The organism is Pseudarthrobacter sp. S3 (assembly GCF_050156905.1).
Classification (GTDB): Bacteria; Actinomycetota; Actinomycetes; order Actinomycetales; family Micrococcaceae; genus Arthrobacter.
On sequence record NZ_CP189583.1, the window covers coordinates 1684844 to 1700396 of the forward strand.

The 15553-nt window shown below is 66.7% G+C and carries 15 protein-coding genes; 11 read left to right on the forward strand and 4 right to left on the reverse strand.

What is annotated here, in order from left to right; all coding sequences use genetic code 11:
• Positions 1-165 precede the first annotated feature (165 nt).
• Complete coding sequence (locus ACQCSV_RS08180) at positions 166-1128, reverse strand: quinone oxidoreductase family protein (RefSeq protein ID WP_426939460.1); 963 nt, start codon at positions 1126-1128, stop codon at positions 166-168.
• Positions 1129-1291: 163 nt separating this feature from the next.
• Positions 1292-2383 carry an acyl-CoA desaturase gene (locus ACQCSV_RS08185; RefSeq protein WP_354159097.1) on the reverse strand — a complete coding sequence of 364 codons (1092 nt, stop codon included), beginning with the start codon at positions 2381-2383 and terminating at the stop codon, positions 1292-1294.
• Between the two features lie 174 nt (positions 2384-2557).
• Between ACQCSV_RS08185 and argC the strand changes: the two genes are divergently transcribed.
• The 10 genes from argC to ACQCSV_RS08235 all read left to right on the forward strand — a co-directional run bounded on the left by argC (position 2558) and on the right by ACQCSV_RS08235 (position 12744).
• A complete protein-coding gene (gene argC, locus ACQCSV_RS08190) occupies positions 2558-3589 on the forward strand; it encodes an N-acetyl-gamma-glutamyl-phosphate reductase (RefSeq protein WP_354159095.1) in 1032 nt (343 codons plus the stop codon).
• Positions 3586-4752, forward strand: coding sequence for a bifunctional glutamate N-acetyltransferase/amino-acid acetyltransferase ArgJ (gene argJ / locus ACQCSV_RS08195; protein WP_354159093.1), 1167 nt, complete (start codon positions 3586-3588; stop codon positions 4750-4752). Before argC ends, argJ begins: the two co-directional genes overlap by 4 nt.
• Positions 4753-4795: 43 nt before the next feature.
• The gene (argB, locus tag ACQCSV_RS08200) at positions 4796-5752 is read left to right on the forward strand and encodes an acetylglutamate kinase (protein ID WP_282331118.1); all 957 of its coding nucleotides are present in this window, start codon (positions 4796-4798) and stop codon (positions 5750-5752) included.
• Positions 5753-5790: 38 nt separating this feature from the next.
• Positions 5791-7035 carry an acetylornithine transaminase gene (locus ACQCSV_RS08205; RefSeq protein WP_354159265.1) on the forward strand — a complete coding sequence of 415 codons (1245 nt, stop codon included), beginning with the start codon at positions 5791-5793 and terminating at the stop codon, positions 7033-7035.
• On the forward strand, positions 7032-8048 hold the full coding sequence (gene argF, locus ACQCSV_RS08210; protein WP_354159091.1) for an ornithine carbamoyltransferase: 1017 nt from the start codon (positions 7032-7034) through the stop codon (positions 8046-8048). Before ACQCSV_RS08205 ends, argF begins: the two co-directional genes overlap by 4 nt.
• Positions 8048-8584, forward strand: coding sequence for an arginine repressor (locus ACQCSV_RS08215; protein WP_111906510.1), 537 nt, complete (start codon positions 8048-8050; stop codon positions 8582-8584). The genes argF and ACQCSV_RS08215 overlap by 1 nt, the downstream gene beginning before the upstream one ends.
• Before the next feature lie 107 nt (positions 8585-8691).
• Positions 8692-9897, forward strand: a complete 1206-nt coding sequence (locus tag ACQCSV_RS08220) for an argininosuccinate synthase (protein ID WP_354159088.1) — start codon at positions 8692-8694, stop codon at positions 9895-9897.
• A gap of 6 nt (positions 9898-9903) precedes the next feature.
• The gene (argH, locus tag ACQCSV_RS08225) at positions 9904-11343 is read left to right on the forward strand and encodes an argininosuccinate lyase (RefSeq protein ID WP_354159086.1); all 1440 of its coding nucleotides are present in this window, start codon (positions 9904-9906) and stop codon (positions 11341-11343) included.
• A 116-nt stretch (positions 11344-11459) separates the two neighbouring features.
• Positions 11460-11996 (forward strand): pyridoxamine 5'-phosphate oxidase family protein, encoded by a 537-nt coding sequence (locus ACQCSV_RS08230; protein WP_354159084.1) that lies wholly within the window; start codon positions 11460-11462, stop codon positions 11994-11996.
• A gap of 10 nt (positions 11997-12006) precedes the next feature.
• A complete protein-coding gene (locus ACQCSV_RS08235) occupies positions 12007-12744 on the forward strand; it encodes a maleylpyruvate isomerase family mycothiol-dependent enzyme (protein WP_354159082.1) in 738 nt (245 codons plus the stop codon).
• Positions 12745-12748: 4 nt separating this feature from the next.
• Here ACQCSV_RS08235 and ACQCSV_RS08240 read toward each other — a convergent pair whose 3' ends face one another.
• On the reverse strand, positions 12749-13270 hold the full coding sequence (locus tag ACQCSV_RS08240) for a methylated-DNA--[protein]-cysteine S-methyltransferase (protein ID WP_354159080.1): 522 nt from the start codon (positions 13268-13270) through the stop codon (positions 12749-12751).
• Positions 13267-14790, reverse strand: coding sequence for a DNA-3-methyladenine glycosylase 2 family protein (locus tag ACQCSV_RS08245; RefSeq protein WP_426939461.1), 1524 nt, complete (start codon positions 14788-14790; stop codon positions 13267-13269). The genes ACQCSV_RS08240 and ACQCSV_RS08245 overlap by 4 nt, the downstream gene beginning before the upstream one ends.
• Positions 14791-14868: 78 nt before the next feature.
• On the opposite strand from ACQCSV_RS08245, the gene ACQCSV_RS08250 reads away from it, so the two are divergent.
• Complete coding sequence (locus ACQCSV_RS08250) at positions 14869-15519, forward strand: DNA-3-methyladenine glycosylase (RefSeq protein WP_354156100.1); 651 nt, start codon at positions 14869-14871, stop codon at positions 15517-15519.
• Positions 15520-15553: the final 34 nt, after the last annotated feature.

Genomic DNA, 15553 nt, shown 5'->3' on the forward strand with positions numbered 1-15553 from the left:
CCAAGGGCAAACCGGCCAGCTGGGGGCGGTAAAGATCTTCCGGCCAGGATGCCACGACGTTTGACTGATGCTCACTCACGGACGGATCCTGCCTGAGGAAAGCGAACGGAAGGTGTCCTTGACTGGTTGAAGGTTCATATTCCGTTCATCCGTAAGCAGGCGCCATCAGGGAACCAGCAGGACCTTGCCCGTGGTGCGCCTGCCCTCGAGGTCCTCGTGGGCACGTCGCGCCTCGGCAAGGGGGTACGTGGCACCGATCCGGACCTTCAGGTGACCGTTTTCTGCGGCGGCGAAGATCTCCGCCGACCGCCAGCGGCGCTCCTGCTCATTGAGCAGGAAGTGGACCAGGGACGGGCGGGTCAACGTCAGCGACCCGCCCGCATTGAGACGCTGCGGATCCACCGGAGGAACGGCCCCGGAGGCTGCCCCGAACAGGACCAGCGTGCCTCGCGTGCGAAGGCAGGAGAGGGACCCGTCAAAGGTGTTGCGGCCGACGCCGTCGTACACCACGTCCACGCCCTTCCCGTTGGTGAGTTCGCGGACATGGTGGGGGAAGCCCTCATACCGCAGCACATGGTCGGCCCCGGCGTCGCGGGCAAGTTCTCCCTTGGCCTCCGAGGAAGCCGTGGTGATGACGCGGGCGCCCCTTTCCTTCAGTAGTTGGATCAGCAGCAGGCCGACGCCGCCGGCACCGGCGTGCGTCAGTACGGTGTGGCCCGGTTCGACCTTGAAGGAGGAATTGATGAGGTAGTGCGCGGTCATGCCTTGGAGCGGCAAGGCAGCCGCCGTCAGGTCGTCGACGCCATCCGGCACCGGAATTGCCTTGGCCGCATCGAGCACCGCGTAGCCGGCGTAGCATTTAGTTCCCTCGGACGTGGCCACCCTGGTGCCGACTGCGAAGTTTTCGACGCCCTCGCCGAGCTCCTCTACAGTCCCAGCGGCTTCCGAGCCAGGCGTAAAGGGGAACGGGACCTGGTACATGCCGCCGCGCTGGTACGTCTCAATGAAATTGACGCCCGTGGCCGCGACTTTGATGAGTAACTGGCCGGGGCCGGGCTTCGGGCGGTCCACCTCGGCGAGCTCGAGGACTTCCGGGCCTCCGGGCTGGCGGACAACGATGGCATGCATAAAGGGTCTCCTCTCCGGGCGGGGATTTCCCGCAGCCGGTGTCTCTGACCATCCTAGGGATACCGCTACCGGCGACGAAGCGACGGCCGGTAGCCGGCCGTCGCTTCGGGACATAAGGAGGGAAGGGCCATGCGGGGGAGCCGCGTGACTCGGGGTGTGCATGCTAGAACCGCCGGGTCACCGTTGCCATGGGGCACTCGAAGTGGCGTCCTGCAGCAAGGCCTACATCGTTCAGGTAGCGGACGATGATGCCGTAGGACTGCAGCAGCGTGGTTTCCGTGTAGGGAACCTGGTGCTTCTTGCAGTACTCGCGGACGATCTTGGCTGCCTTGTCCAGTTGGGGGCGTGCCATGTCCGGGAAGAGGTGGTGCTCAGCCTGGCGGTTCAGGCCGCCGAGCAGGATGTCCATAAACCGGCCACCGGAGATGTTCCGTGACGTCAGGACCTGGCGGCTGAAGAAATCCACGCGGCTGTCCGCGGGCAGGACCGGCATGCCCTTGTGGTTCGGCGCGAAGGAAGCACCCATGTAGAAACCGAAGACGGCGAGCTGCACGCCAATGAAGGCGAACGCCATTCCGAGCGGCAGGAACGTAAAAGCGAGCACGGGCAGGAGACTGAGCCGGACCAGCAAAATGGGAAGCTCTACCCATCGGTGTGTCACCTTGGCCCGGCGGAACACGAACTTCACGGAATCGATCTGCAGACCCAGGCCAACAAGGAACAGCAACGGGAAGAAGAACCAACCCTGCTTGCGGGTCAGGAATGCAAACCGGCCCTGCCGCGTGGCGGCACCTTCGGTGTGGAAGGCGATGGCCCCGGTGGCAATGTCCGGATCCTTGGAAATGACGTTGGGGTGGTTGTGGTGGGCGCCGTGCTTCTGCTCCCACCAGGAGTAGCTCATCCCTGCCACCGAGGTGGCCAGGATCCGGGCGGTCCAGTCGTTGGCCCGGCGCGACGCGAAGATCTGGCGGTGCCCGGCCTCGTGGGCCAGGAAACTCAGCTGAGTGCAGAGGACTCCGACTGCCGCGGCAATGAGGAGCTGGAACCAGCTGTCGCCGATCAGGGCGAAGCCCAACCAAGTAGCCGCCATCAGGAGGACCAAGCTGGCAAAGAGCGTGACGTAGAAACCGACGCGCCGTTCCAGCAAGCCTTCGGCCTTAACGCTTTTCAACAGCTCCGAATAGCTCAGGACAACGGCGTTGGGCTGCCGGACACGCGATTTAGGGCGCTCTGACATGGGGAAGGTGGTGGTCATGGAGCCGGGCCTCGTAACTGTTTGGGGCAACGCTGCAGCCGACATTCGGACTGCACGGTCAGGATCACCCTCATCCCAGCCTACGCCTGCCTGTCCAGCGGGACTCGGACTCGACGGAACATCCTATGCATAAATATCGGGCACACTGAATATTTTTGCTGTAAGATTCAGGGCATGACTATTTCTGTTGCCGTCTCCGGAGCCAGCGGCTATGCCGGGGGAGAAGTCCTGCGCCTCCTGGCGGGGCATCCGGACGTGACCATCGGTGCCATCACCGCGCACAGCAATGCAGGCTCCCGTCTCGGTGAACTGCAGCCGCATCTGCACGGACTGGCCAGCCGCATCCTGGAAGACACCACGGTGGAGAATCTTTCCGGCCACGATGTGGTGTTCCTGGCGCTCCCGCATGGCGCTTCCGCCGAGATCGCGGCCCAGCTTCCGGAAGGCACCGTAGTGATCGACGCCGGCGCAGATCACCGCCTCGACGATCCGGCCGCGTGGGAAAAGTTCTACGGCTCGGCCCACGCCGGGACGTGGCCCTACGGCCTGCCGGAGCTCCCCGGCCAGCGCGAGGCCCTCAAGGGCGCCACCCGGATCGCCGTCCCGGGCTGCTACCCGACCTCGGCCCTCCTGGCACTGACGCCCGGGTTCGCCGCCAAGCTGCTCCAGCCCGACGACGTCGTGATCGTTTCCGCCTCCGGCACCTCGGGTGCGGGCAAGGCCGCGAAGGTGAACCTCATCGGCTCTGAGGTGATGGGCTCCATGAGCCCCTACGGCGTGGGCGGCGGCCACCGCCACACGCCCGAGATTGAGCAGGGGCTCTCTAACGCTGCCGGTGAGAGAGTCACGGTGTCCTTCACTCCGACGCTCGCGCCTATGAGCCGCGGCATCCTCACCACCGCCACCGCGAAGGTCAAGCCCGGCACCACTGCGGCGGACCTCCGCCAGGCGTGGGCGGATGCCTACGACGACGAACCGTTTGTCCACCTCCTGCCTGACGGGCAATGGCCCGCCACCAAATCGGTCCAGGGCTCCAACCACGCCGCCATGCAACTGGCATTGGACGAACACACCGGCCGCGTGATTGTGACGTGCGTCATTGATAACCTCACCAAGGGCACTGCCGGCGGCGCCGTGCAGTCCATGAATATCGCGCTTGGCCTGGCGGAAACCGCCGGCCTCAACCTGCAGGGAGTTGCACCGTGACCGTTACCGCCCCCCTGGGATTCCGTGCCGCAGGCGTCACCGCCGGCCTGAAGACCTCCGGCAAGCCGGACTTCGCCCTGGTGGTCAACGATGGCCCGACCAAGGCCGCCGCCGCCGTTTTTACCAGCAACCGGGTGGCCGCGGCTCCCGTCCACTGGTCCCGCCAGGTGGTCTCGGACGGCCGTGTGGATGCAGTGGTCCTCAACTCAGGCGGTGCCAACGCCTGTACCGGCCCCCAGGGGTTCCAAAACACCCACAGCACGGCCGAAAAAGTGGCCGCTGTCCTGGGCATCTCGGCGACGGACGTTTTTGTCTGTTCCACAGGTCTAATCGGCGAACAGCTGCCCATGGACAAGATCCTCCCGGGCGTCGAAGCTGCCTCGGCCGCGTTGAGCACGGACGGCGGTCCGGCTGCGGCCACCGCCATCATGACCACAGACTCGGTGCCCAAGTCCGCGCTCTTCATCGGCACGGACGCCGACGGCCAGGAGTTCACCATCGGCGGCATCGCCAAGGGCGCCGGCATGCTGGCACCAGGCCTGGCCACCATGCTGGTGGTCCTCACCACTGACGCCGATGTCGAAGCGGAAATGCTCGACGTCGTCCTCCGCGATGCCACGCGCGTCACCTTCGACCGGGCTGATTCGGACGGCTGCATGTCCACCAACGACACTGTGGTACTGCTGGCTTCCGGCGCCTCCGGTGCCGTCCCGTCCGCCGAAGCCTTTGGAGCCGGGCTGACCCAGGTGTGCGCCGAACTGGCGCGCAAGCTGATCGGGGATGCCGAAGGCGCAAGCCATGACATCGCCATCCGCACGTTCAACGCGGCCAGCGAGCGGGACGCCGAAACCGTCAGCCGCTCGGTGGCCCGGTCCAACCTGTTCAAAGCAGCCATCTTTGGCAAGGACCCAAACTGGGGCCGCGTGCTGTCCGCCGTGGGCACCACGGATGCCGTGTTCGAACCGGATCAGCTCAATGTCGCCATCAACGGCATCCAGATCTGCCGCAACGGAAGCATCGGCGACGACCGCCACCTGGTGGACCTGGAACCCCGCGAAGTTCTCGTGGAAATCGACCTGCAGTCCGGTGCCGCCGAAGCTACCATCTGGACTAATGACCTTACCCACGACTACGTCCACGAGAACAGCGCCTACTCCAGCTGATCCTCACGCCTGTCCCACCAGCAACCCTGGAGATACTGCACGCATGAACACCCAGACCCGAGAAACCACGTCCATGAGTGATGCCCAGAGCAAGGCCGGCACGCTGATTGAGGCGCTGCCTTGGATCCAGCGGTTCGCCGGCTCCACCATGGTGATCAAATACGGCGGCAACGCCATGGTTAATGACGAACTGCGCCGTGCTTTCGCCGAAGACGTGGTGTTCCTGCACCATGTGGGCATACACCCCGTGGTGGTCCACGGAGGCGGTCCGCAGATCAATTCCATGCTGGCGCGGCTGGGTATCGAGTCCGAGTTCAAAGGCGGCCTCCGTGTCACCACTCCCGAAGCCATGGACGTGGTCCGGATGGTCCTCACGGGCCAGGTAGGCCGCGAACTGGTAGGCCTGATCAACTCCCACGGCCCCTACGCCGTGGGAATGTCCGGCGAAGACGGTGGCCTGCTCCGCGCCGTCCGGACCGGGACTGTCATTGACGGCGAGGAAGTTGACCTGGGCCTGGTAGGCGAAGTCGTCGGCGTCAACCCGGAGGGCATCCTGGACATCCTGGCCGCCGGCCGCATCCCGGTCATCTCCACGGTGGCGCCGGAAATAGAGTCCGACGGCGTCGAAACGGCGGCCGGAGAGGTCCAGACCACGGGCCAGGTCCTGAACGTCAACGCCGACACCGCCGCGGCAGCCCTGGCCGAAGCCCTGGGGGCGTCCAAACTGGTGATCCTCACCGACGTCGAGGGACTGTACGCCAACTGGCCGGACCGGTCATCCCTCATCTCCTCCCTCACGGCATCGGAGCTGCGCCAGCTCCTGCCGTCACTTGAATCAGGCATGATCCCGAAGATGGAGGCATGCCTCAAGGCGATTGACGGCGGAGTGGAACGCGCGCACATCGTGGACGGCCGCCTGCCGCACTCGATGCTCCTGGAAACATTCACGACGGCTGGCATCGGCACGCAGGTCGTCCCCGATGAGGAAGTGAACGCATAGTGACAAGCACTGAACTGAACCATTCCGCTGAAGGCCCCATCGCTGCGGAGGCCACGGCGACCACCCTCGTTTCCCACAGCACTGGCGCTGAGTGGCTCACACGCTATTCCACGTCCCTGATGGGTGTTTTCGGCACTCCGCAGCGTGTCCTGGTCCGGGGTGCCGGCTGCCTGGTCTGGGACGCCGACGGCAAGGAATACCTGGACCTGCTCGGTGGTATTGCCGTCAATGCCCTGGGCCACGCGCACCCGTTTGTCACGTCCGTGATTTCGAGCCAGCTGGCCACCCTTGGCCATGTCTCCAACTTCTTCACCAGCCCCACCCAGATCGCACTGGCCGAAAAGCTGCTGGCACTGACGCATGCCCCGGTGGGCTCCAAGGTGTTCTTCACAAACTCCGGCACCGAAGCCAACGAAGCCGCCTTTAAGCTGGCACGGCGCAATGGCACGGGTCCCCACGGCGCGCCCCGCACCAAGATCATCGCCCTCGAAGGCGCCTTCCATGGACGCACCATGGGTGCCCTGGCCTTGACCGCCAAGGAAGCATACCGGGCACCGTTTGAGCCGTTGCCCGGCGGCGTGGTCCACATCCCGTTCGGTGACATTGACGCCCTGGAAGCAGCCGTCGACGAAACCGTGGCCGCGGTCTTCCTGGAGCCCATCCAGGGCGAAGCCGGAGTGCGGCCACTGCCTCCGGGCTACCTGAAGGCAGCCCGCGAAGCGACCACAAAGGCCGGCGCCCTGCTGATCCTGGACGAGGTCCAGACCGGAATCGGCCGGACCGGCAAATGGCTCGCGACGGAGGACGCCGGGATTGTTCCGGACGCCATCACCCTGGCAAAGGGCCTCGGCGGCGGCTTCCCCATCGGCGCACTGCTCACGTTCGGTGAGCAGACGTCGTCGCTGCTGACTGCTGGCCAGCACGGGACCACCTTCGGCGGCAACCCGGTGGCCACAGCGGCCGCGCTGGCCACGCTGCACGCGATCGAAAGCCAGCGGGTACTGGAAAATGTTGCTGCCGTGGGGGACTACCTCCGCACCGGACTCGCCGCCATTGACGGTGTCACCGAAGTCCGGGGCGTTGGTCTGCTCATAGGCTTCGACCTGGACGCCGAGGTGGCCCCCGCCGTGGTGACCGCAGGCCTTGACGCCGGCTTCATCGTCAACAGCCCCGGGCCCCGCACCATCCGGCTTGCCCCGCCGCTGGTCCTCACCAAGGACCAGGCAGGAACCTTCCTCGCCGCCCTCCCGGCAATCCTCCAGACAGCTAAGGACGCGCAGTGACCCCCGTAGTTTCTTCCGCCGGCACGGCCAGCACCACCCGCCACTTCCTGAAGGACACGGACCTCAGCCCCGCCGACCAGGCCGAGGTCCTGGACCTGGCCGTCCGGATGAAGGCCGCGCCCTACAGCGTGCAGCCGTTCGCCGCGGAGGGCAACGGCCGCAAGACCGTGGCCGTCATCTTCGACAAGACCTCAACCCGTACCCGGGTTTCTTTTGCCACGGGCATCGCTGACATGGGCGGCAACGCCCTGATCATCAACCCCGGCGAGGCCCAGATCGGCCACAAGGAGTCTGTCGAGGACACCGCCAAGGTCCTGGAGCGTATGGTCTCCACCATTGTGTGGCGCACCGGCGCGCACTCGGGCCTGGTGGCCATGGCGGAGAACTCCAACGTGCCCGTCATCAACGCCTTGTGCGACGACTACCACCCGTGCCAGCTCCTGGCGGATCTGCTCGCAGTCAAGGAACACAAGGGCGAGCTCAAGGGCCTCACCATGAGCTACCTCGGCGATGCCGCCAACAATATGGCCAACTCCTACCTGCTGGCCGGAGTCACCGCCGGGATGCACGTCCGCATCGCCGGCCCGGAAGGCTACCTCCCGGCAGCGGAGATCGTTGCCGCGGCGGAGGAGCGCGCTGCCCAGACCGGCGGTTCCGTCCTGGTCACCACCGACGCCGTCCTTGCCCTCAAGGATGCGGACGTTGTGGCCACGGACACCTGGGTCTCCATGGGCCAGGAAGCCGAAAAGGAAGCCCGGCTGCAGCTGTTCCGGGAGTACTCCGTGGATGAGGCGGCCATGGCACACGCGGCGGAGGACGCCGTCGTGCTTCACTGCCTGCCCGCCTACCGCGGCTACGAGATTTCGGCGGGCGTCATCGACGGCCCGCAGTCGATCGTCTGGGACGAAGCCGAGAACCGGCTGCACGCGCAGAAGGCCCTGATGGCCTGGCTGATGCACCGGTCGGGGCTCGCCGTCGTCGAAGGCTTGGCCCCCGTGGAGGTTGGCAACTAGTGTCCGTCCCGCCGGCATCGCCGGGCTCCAGCCCGGCCACCAAAACGGCCCGCCAGGCGCGCATCACCGCGATCCTGACGGGTGAATCGGTGCGCTCCCAGGCGGAGCTGGCCGCTTTGCTGGCGGACGACGGCGTCCAGGTCACCCAGGCCACGCTGTCCCGGGACCTCGTGGAACTCGGCGCCGTCCGGGTCCGCGGCAAGGAAGGCGTGCTGGTTTACGCCGTCCCCGGCGAGGGCGGCGAACGTGCGGCCAAGAGCGGGGTCAGCCAGGAGATCTTGGATGCCCGGCTTGCCCGGCTGTGCAGCGAACTTCTCGTCACGGCGGAAGCCTCGGCCAACATCGCCGTGCTCCGGACCCCGCCCGGTGCGGCCAACTTCCTGGCACTGGCCATTGACCACTCGGTGATGCCATCCATTTTGGGGACCATTGCCGGTGACGACACCGTGCTGCTGGTTTCCCGTGATCCGCAGGGCGGGCAGGACCTCGCGGTCCGGTTCCTGCAGCTCGCCGAGGAAGCTGGCGGCAGCCAGTAATCCCACCCCGCCAGAACACCTTCCCGGTGTGACAGGCTGTCCCCAGAACGTTTTTCCCTGAAAAATTTCCCCTGATAATATCTACAACCCCAATTAGGAGCATTCTCGTGACTGAGCGCATTGTTCTGGCCTACTCCGGTGGCCTCGATACTTCCGTAGCCATCGGCTGGATCGGTGAAGCCACCGGTGCCGAGGTCATCGCCGTGGCGGTCGACGTCGGACAGGGCGGCGAGTCGCTGGAGACCATCCGCCAGCGTGCACTGGGCTGCGGCGCGGTCGAGGCTTACGTGGCCGACGCGTCCGACGAGTTCGCCAACGAATACTGCATGCCCACGCTGAAGGCCAACGCCCTCTACCAGGGTCACTACCCGCTGGTTTCGGCCATCTCCCGGCCGGTCATCGTCAAGCACCTGGTCAAGGCCGCCCGCGAGTTCGGCGCCACCACCGTGGCCCACGGCTGCACCGGCAAGGGCAACGATCAGGTCCGCTTCGAAGTGGGCATCCAGACCCTCGGTCCGGACCTGAAATGCATCGCTCCGGTCCGCGACCTCGCCCTCACCCGCGACAAGGCCATCGCCTTCGCCGAGGAAAAGGGATTGCCGATCGAGACCACCAAGAAGAACCCGTACTCGATCGACCAGAACGTCTGGGGACGCGCCGTCGAAACCGGTTACCTCGAGGACATCTGGAACGCGCCCACCAAGGACATCTACGACTACACCGCGACGCCGGAGTTCCCGCCGGCCCCGGACGAGGTCACCATTTCCTTCGAAGCCGGTGTGCCGGTAGCGATCGACGGTGTCCGGGTCTCCCCGCTGCAGGCCATCAAGGAACTGAACCGCCGTGCCGGCGCGCAGGGCGTGGGCCGGATCGACGTCGTCGAAGACCGCCTCGTGGGCATCAAGTCCCGCGAAATCTACGAAGCCCCGGGTGCCATGGCGCTGATCACCGCGCACAAGCACCTCGAGGACATCACCATCGAACGCGAGCAGGCCCGCTTCAAGGCCACTGTTGGCCAGCGCTGGGCCGAACTGGTCTATGACGGCCAGTGGTTCTCACCGCTCAAGCGCTCCCTGGACGCCTTCATCGAGGACACCCAGCAGTACGTCACCGGTGACATCCGCATGGTGCTGCACGGCGGCCAGGCGATCGTCAACGGACGCCGTTCCGAGACCTCGCTCTACGACTTCGACCTCGCCACCTACGACACCGGCGACACGTTCGACCAGTCCATGGCGCGCGGCTTCATCGAGCTGTGGGGCATGTCCGCCAAGGTTGCCTCCGGCCGCGATATCCGCGTCGCAGGAAAGTAAAAATCGGTGGTTGAGCCTGTCGAAACCCCGAAATCGGAAGCCACCAACACCGGCGCATTGTGGGGCGGCCGGTTCGCCGGCGGCCCCGCGGATGCACTCGCGGCGCTGAGCAAGTCCACGCACTTTGACTGGCGGCTGGCCCGCTACGACATCGCCGGCTCGAAGGCGCACGCCCGCGTGCTGCACAAGGCCGGGCTGCTGGACGACGCCGAGCTCGACGGCATGCTGGACGCCCTGGGCCGGCTGGATGATGATGTCGCCTCCGGCGCGTACTTGCCGGCGGAATCCGATGAGGACGTGCACGGGTCGCTGGAACGCGGCCTGATCGAGCGCGCCGGCACCCAGTTGGGCGGCAAACTCCGCGCCGGCCGGTCCCGCAACGACCAGGTGGCCACGCTGGGCCGCATGTTCCTGCGTGACCACGCCCGGATCATCGCGCGCGGCGTGCTGGCAACCATCGAGGCTCTGGTGGACCAGGCCAAGGCGCACCAGGGTGTGGCCATGCCCGGCCGGACGCACCTGCAGCATGCCCAGCCCATCCTGCTCAGCCACCATCTGCTGGCCCATGCCTGGGCGCTGCTGCGCGATGTGCAGCGGCTCCAGGACTGGGACAAGCGCGCAGGGGTTTCGCCTTACGGTTCCGGTGCCCTCGCAGGCTCGTCGCTGGGCCTCGATCCGGAGGCCGTCGCGGCGGACCTGGGCTTCTTCTCCGCCACGCACAACTCCATTGACGGCACCGCATCGCGCGATGTCTTCGCCGAGTTTGCGTGGGTTACGGCCATGATCGGCGTGGACCTGTCCCGAGTCTCGGAGGAAGTCATCCTGTGGGCCACCAAGGAGTTCTCCTTTGTGACCCTGCACGATTCCTACTCCACCGGTTCCTCGATCATGCCGCAGAAGAAGAACCCCGACGTCGCCGAACTGGCCCGCGGCAAGGCAGGGCGCCTGATCGGCAACCTGACCGGGCTGCTGGCCACGCTCAAGGGCCTGCCGCTCGCGTACAACCGCGATCTGCAGGAGGACAAGGAACCGGTCTTCGACGCCGCCGATACCCTGGAGCTGTTGCTCCCGGCTGTCTCGGGCATGATCGCGACGCTGAAGTTCAACACTGAACGGATGGAGTCGCTGGCACCGCAGGGCTTCGCTTTGGCCACGGACATTGCCGAGTGGCTGGTCCGCCAAGGCGTTCCGTTCCGCGAGGCACATGAGCTCTCCGGGGCGGCCGTGAAGCAGGCCGAAAGCCGCGACGTGGAGCTGTGGGACCTGACGGATGGGGAGTACCTTGCCATCTCGGAGCACCTGACTCCGGAGGTCCGCACGGTCCTGTCCACCGAGGGGTCGCTCAAGAGCCGCAACTCCCAGGGCGGCACCGCACCCGCCGCCGTCGAACGCCAACTGCTTGCCCTCGAAGGCGAGCTTGCCGGGGTGCGCGGGTACGCAGCCTGACAGTCAGACGCTCTCTCAGTTAATGCATCATTTTGGCCGACGCTCTCTCACTTTCCGCAAGGAAGTGGGAGGGCGTTGTGCGTTGACGGTCGAGGCCTCCCCGCTACCATTACGCCATGAGTGACACCTTCCGCAGCAACCTGCGTGCCCTGCCGGACTTCCCCAAAAACCTGCCGGACTTCGAGCCCGCCAAAGCCCCGGCAGACCCGGTAGCGCTGTTCAAGCTATGGCTGGACGAAGCCCTCGCCGCCGGGGTGCTGCAGCCCCATGCCTGCAGCCTGGCCACGGCGGACGGAAACGGCCGGCCCTCTGCCAGGATGCTGATCCTGAAGAACATCGACGACGACGGCTGGCACTTCGCCACGTCCCGTAAGTCCCGGAAGGGCAGGGAACTTTCGGTCAACCCGAGCGCGGCCCTGAACTTCTACTGGCCGCAGCAGGGCCGGCAGGTCCGGGTCGCCGGCCCGGTGGTTGAGCTGTCCGCCGAAGCATCTGCTGACGACTGGCGGGCGCGCCCGGCAGCCGATGGCAGCGACAATCCGGACTGGCAGCTCTACGCGGTCAGGCCGACGGAACTTGAGTTCTGGCAGGCCCGCCACGACCGCCGGCACATTCGGCACCGCTGCGGACCGGACGGTACCCCGCTCAGCTAGGATGGGCGCCATGACAGCTCCCGCACCTGCTGACCTGCTCGCTGAACTGCACAAGGCCGCCAACACCGTGTCTTACACCGCCGCGAAATTCACCGATGACGATGTCAAGGCACCCGCGGGACTCCCCGGATGGACCCGCGGGCACGTCCTGGCGCATCTCGCCGGCATCTCCAACGCCATGGCACGGCAGCTGGAATATGCTGCCCGCAGTGCCACTGTTGAGCTGTACGACGGAGGCCCGGACGGACGCACCAAGGCCATCGAGATGGCGGCAGGCCACCCCGCAGATGCGCACCGGGCTGACCTGCAGGCTGGCCTGGACCGTGCACTGACGGCTTTTGACTCGCTGGAAGCCGGCTCCGGCTGGCAGGTACCCATTACCTACCGTGGCGGAGTGGTCTTCGACGGTGGCCTGGCGCTCTGGCGGGAACTGGTGATCCACACGGCCGACCTGGATGCTGGTCTCGGCCCCGAGACGTGGAGCCGGAAATTCTGTGAGCACCTCTTCGACTTCCTGGCTGCCCGCGTGCCGGCAGGGGAGAAGCTGGTGCTGCAGCCGCTCGGGCTGCCGCCCGTGACCCTTGGCAGCGGCCAGTCCACCGTCATCAGCGGCATGATCACCGACATCGCTGCCTGGCTGGCCGGCCGTGAACCATCGCTCGGCAGCCTGCGGGCCTCAGCCGCCGCGGACGGCGTGGACCTCCCGAAACTGCTGCCATGGCCAGCCGGGACACCCACAGCGCGGTAGCCCCCTAACCGGCCTCCCGGGCCAGCAGGCTTTCCGTGGCCTCGCGGGCCAGCAGGCTCTCCTTGATCGCCAGGCCCCAGCGGAAACCACCCAGGGAACCGTCGGTGCGGATGACCCGATGGCACGGCACAAACAAGGCCGCCGCGTTGAAGGCACAGGCGCTGGCCGCGGCCCGGACCGCTTTCGGATTTCCGGCAAGTTCGGCGTACTCGGTGTACGTCACCGGTGAGCCGGCGCGGACGGTCCTCAGCACATCCCAGGCGTTCGACCGGAAGGGCCCCGACTTCTGCCGCACCGGAACGGCCATGGCCGGTGCGGGGTCTCCGGCATAGAACGCTTCCACGGCCCGGGAGATGCTGCCCAAGTCCGTGACCGCTTCAACGTCGCCGGGACGCAGTTCGGGGTGGATCTGGCCCGTCAGCTCACCCGGCTCGGCGGTCCAGCCCGAGGCGAGGACCACGCCGTCCTGGGCAAGGATGGTGAACGGACCGTCCGGCGTGGACATCACTAACAGCTGGGCTTTCATAGCATCGCTTTCTCTGGAACCGCTGGTACACGTTGGGTGGATTTGGGCGCCGCGGCGGCGCGCCACAGGTGCATGGTGGCGTAGGACCGCCACGGGCTGACCTCGCGGAAGTCCGGGTTGGCCGCGACGCCGGGCAGGCCAGTACCATGGCGGTCCTGGCTGTGTGCTGGGGCGAGCGCCTTGATGCCATTTCGCACGGCGGCGTCGTTGGCCAGGAACACGTCCGGCGCGCCGAGCACACGCATTGCCACGTAGCCGACGGTCCACGGCCCCACGCCGGCAAGGGGAAGCAGCTTGGCGCCGAGCCCGGGCAGATCGTCCCCGTAGCCAAACTCCAGGTGGCCACCAGCGAGGGCCGACGCGGCTGAACGGATGGCGTCAATCCGGCGTTGCGGCCCGCGCAGCAGCGAGTAGCCGGCCTCGGCTATTTCGGCCGAGGTGGGAAACAGCCGTTCGAGTCCCTCGCCGGGAACCAGGCTGGGACTGCCTGCGGCGGCCAGCTGGGTCAGTGCGGTCCGGGCCGCGGCCACTGTGATTTGCTGCCCGATCATCGCCCGGATGAGCAGCTCCTGCGGATCCACAGCTCCGGGCATCCTGATGCCCGGGGCGTCGGCTACAGATGCGGCCAGGCGGGGTTCCTGCGACAGGGCACTGTCGATGGCTACCGGGTCGGCGTCAAGATCGAAGAGCCGGCGTACCCTGCTCAGCAGGACGGGCAGGTCCCGGAGGTCCACCGCGCCGATGGTGAGGGTCAGTGGCCGCCCGGGCGCGCCGCCGTCGTACGTCACGCTGAAACGGGCACCACCATGCGGAAGCTGCAAAGTACGGGCGTACGACGTCGGTGTCCCCGCCTCGATCCCGGGGATCGCCCTGACGGCGAGGAAGGAAAAGATGCCGGGGTCGAACGGTTCGCGGTACGGCAGGCTCAATGTCAGCGAGGTTGCGGCCGCAGGGTAGCGGTGGTGTCTGGCGGTCGCGCGCACGGCGGTGGGAGTCATGGCGAAGACCTCCACCATGGTGTCGTTGAACTGGCGGACGCTGCTGAAGCCGGATGCGAATGCGATGTCCGCAAGCTTCATCGCCGTGGACACCAACAGCGTGCGGGCGGTCTGGGCGCGACTTGCCCGGGCAAGGGAAAGCGGGCCGGCGCCGAACTCGTGGGTGAGGATGCGGTTGAGCTGGCGGGAGGAATATCCCAGCCTGGCGGCGAGGCCCCCCACCCCGTGCCGGTTGATCACACCGTCGTTGATCAGGCGCATCGCGCGGCCCGCAAGGTCCTGCCGGATGTTCCACGCAGGAGTGCCGGGCACCGCCTCAGGGAGGCAGCGCTTGCACGCACGGTAGCCGGCGTCGTGCGCTGCGGCAGAGGTCTCGTAGAAGGTGACGTTCACCGCTTTCGGGGTCCGGGCGGGACAGGACGGACGGCAGTAGATGCCGGTGGTCCGGACAGCGGTGTAGAACTGCCCGTCGAACCGGGTGTCCCGCGCGTCAATCGCGCGGTAGCGCTGCCAGAAGTCCATGACCTCCATCCTGCCAGCCAGCAACCGGGTCTGCTAGCGGAAATCGGACACGGCCGTGGCGTTCGGTAGAGTCGGACCATGACCGTCAGCAGCAGCCCCATGGCTCCAGAGCAGCTCCGTGAACTGCTGTCGGGCGACGCCCGCGGGGTGGCTCCGCAGTTGCTGGGATCCGTACTGACACACCACAGCCACGAGGGGACCGTGGCTGTGCGGATCACCGAGGTGGAGGCATACATGGGTCCCGGCGACTCGTCGCATCCTGATCCGGGCTCCCACACATTCCGCGGCCCCACGGCTCGCAACGCGCCCATGTTCGGCCCGGCCGGCCACCTCTACGTCTATTTCACGTATGGCATGCACTACTGCGCCAACATCGTCTGCGGTCCGGCGGGAGCCGCATCAGCGGTCCTGCTGCGGGCGGGCGAGGTGGTGGAGGGGCAACACCTCGCACTGGTGCGGCGTCCGACGTCGAAATCGGCCCTTGACCTGGCGAGCGGCCCGGCCCGGCTGGCCACCACGCTGGCCCTGACCGCGGCAGATAGCGGCCGGGATGCCCTTGCTGACCCCTTCGAGCTCCGGCTGCCTTCGGCGCCGGCTACCGTGTTTAGTTCCGGGCCGAGGGTAGGCGTCTCCGGCGACGGCGGTTCCGCAGAGTATCCGTGGCGCTTCTGGCTGCCAGGCAATCCCACCGTGTCCCGCTACAAGGCGGCTAAGGTGCGCCGGGCATAATCCGTCCCGCACGTGTGGCCGTCCGCCGGAAAAT

Coding starts and splice junctions, on each gene's coding strand:
- ACQCSV_RS08180 (WP_426939460.1), bottom strand. CDS start 1,128: ATGCATGCCATCGTTGTCCGCCAGCCCGGAGGCCCGGAAGTCCTCGAG.
- ACQCSV_RS08185 (WP_354159097.1), bottom strand. CDS start 2,383: ATGACCACCACCTTCCCCATGTCAGAGCGCCCTAAATCGCGTGTCCGG.
- argC (WP_354159095.1), top strand. CDS start 2,558: ATGACTATTTCTGTTGCCGTCTCCGGAGCCAGCGGCTATGCCGGGGGA.
- argB (WP_282331118.1), top strand. CDS start 4,796: ATGAACACCCAGACCCGAGAAACCACGTCCATGAGTGATGCCCAGAGC.
- ACQCSV_RS08230 (WP_354159084.1), top strand. CDS start 11,460: ATGAGTGACACCTTCCGCAGCAACCTGCGTGCCCTGCCGGACTTCCCC.
- ACQCSV_RS08235 (WP_354159082.1), top strand. CDS start 12,007: ATGACAGCTCCCGCACCTGCTGACCTGCTCGCTGAACTGCACAAGGCC.
- ACQCSV_RS08240 (WP_354159080.1), bottom strand. CDS start 13,270: ATGAAAGCCCAGCTGTTAGTGATGTCCACGCCGGACGGTCCGTTCACC.
- ACQCSV_RS08245 (WP_426939461.1), bottom strand. CDS start 14,790: ATGGACTTCTGGCAGCGCTACCGCGCGATTGACGCGCGGGACACCCGG.
- ACQCSV_RS08250 (WP_354156100.1), top strand. CDS start 14,869: ATGACCGTCAGCAGCAGCCCCATGGCTCCAGAGCAGCTCCGTGAACTG.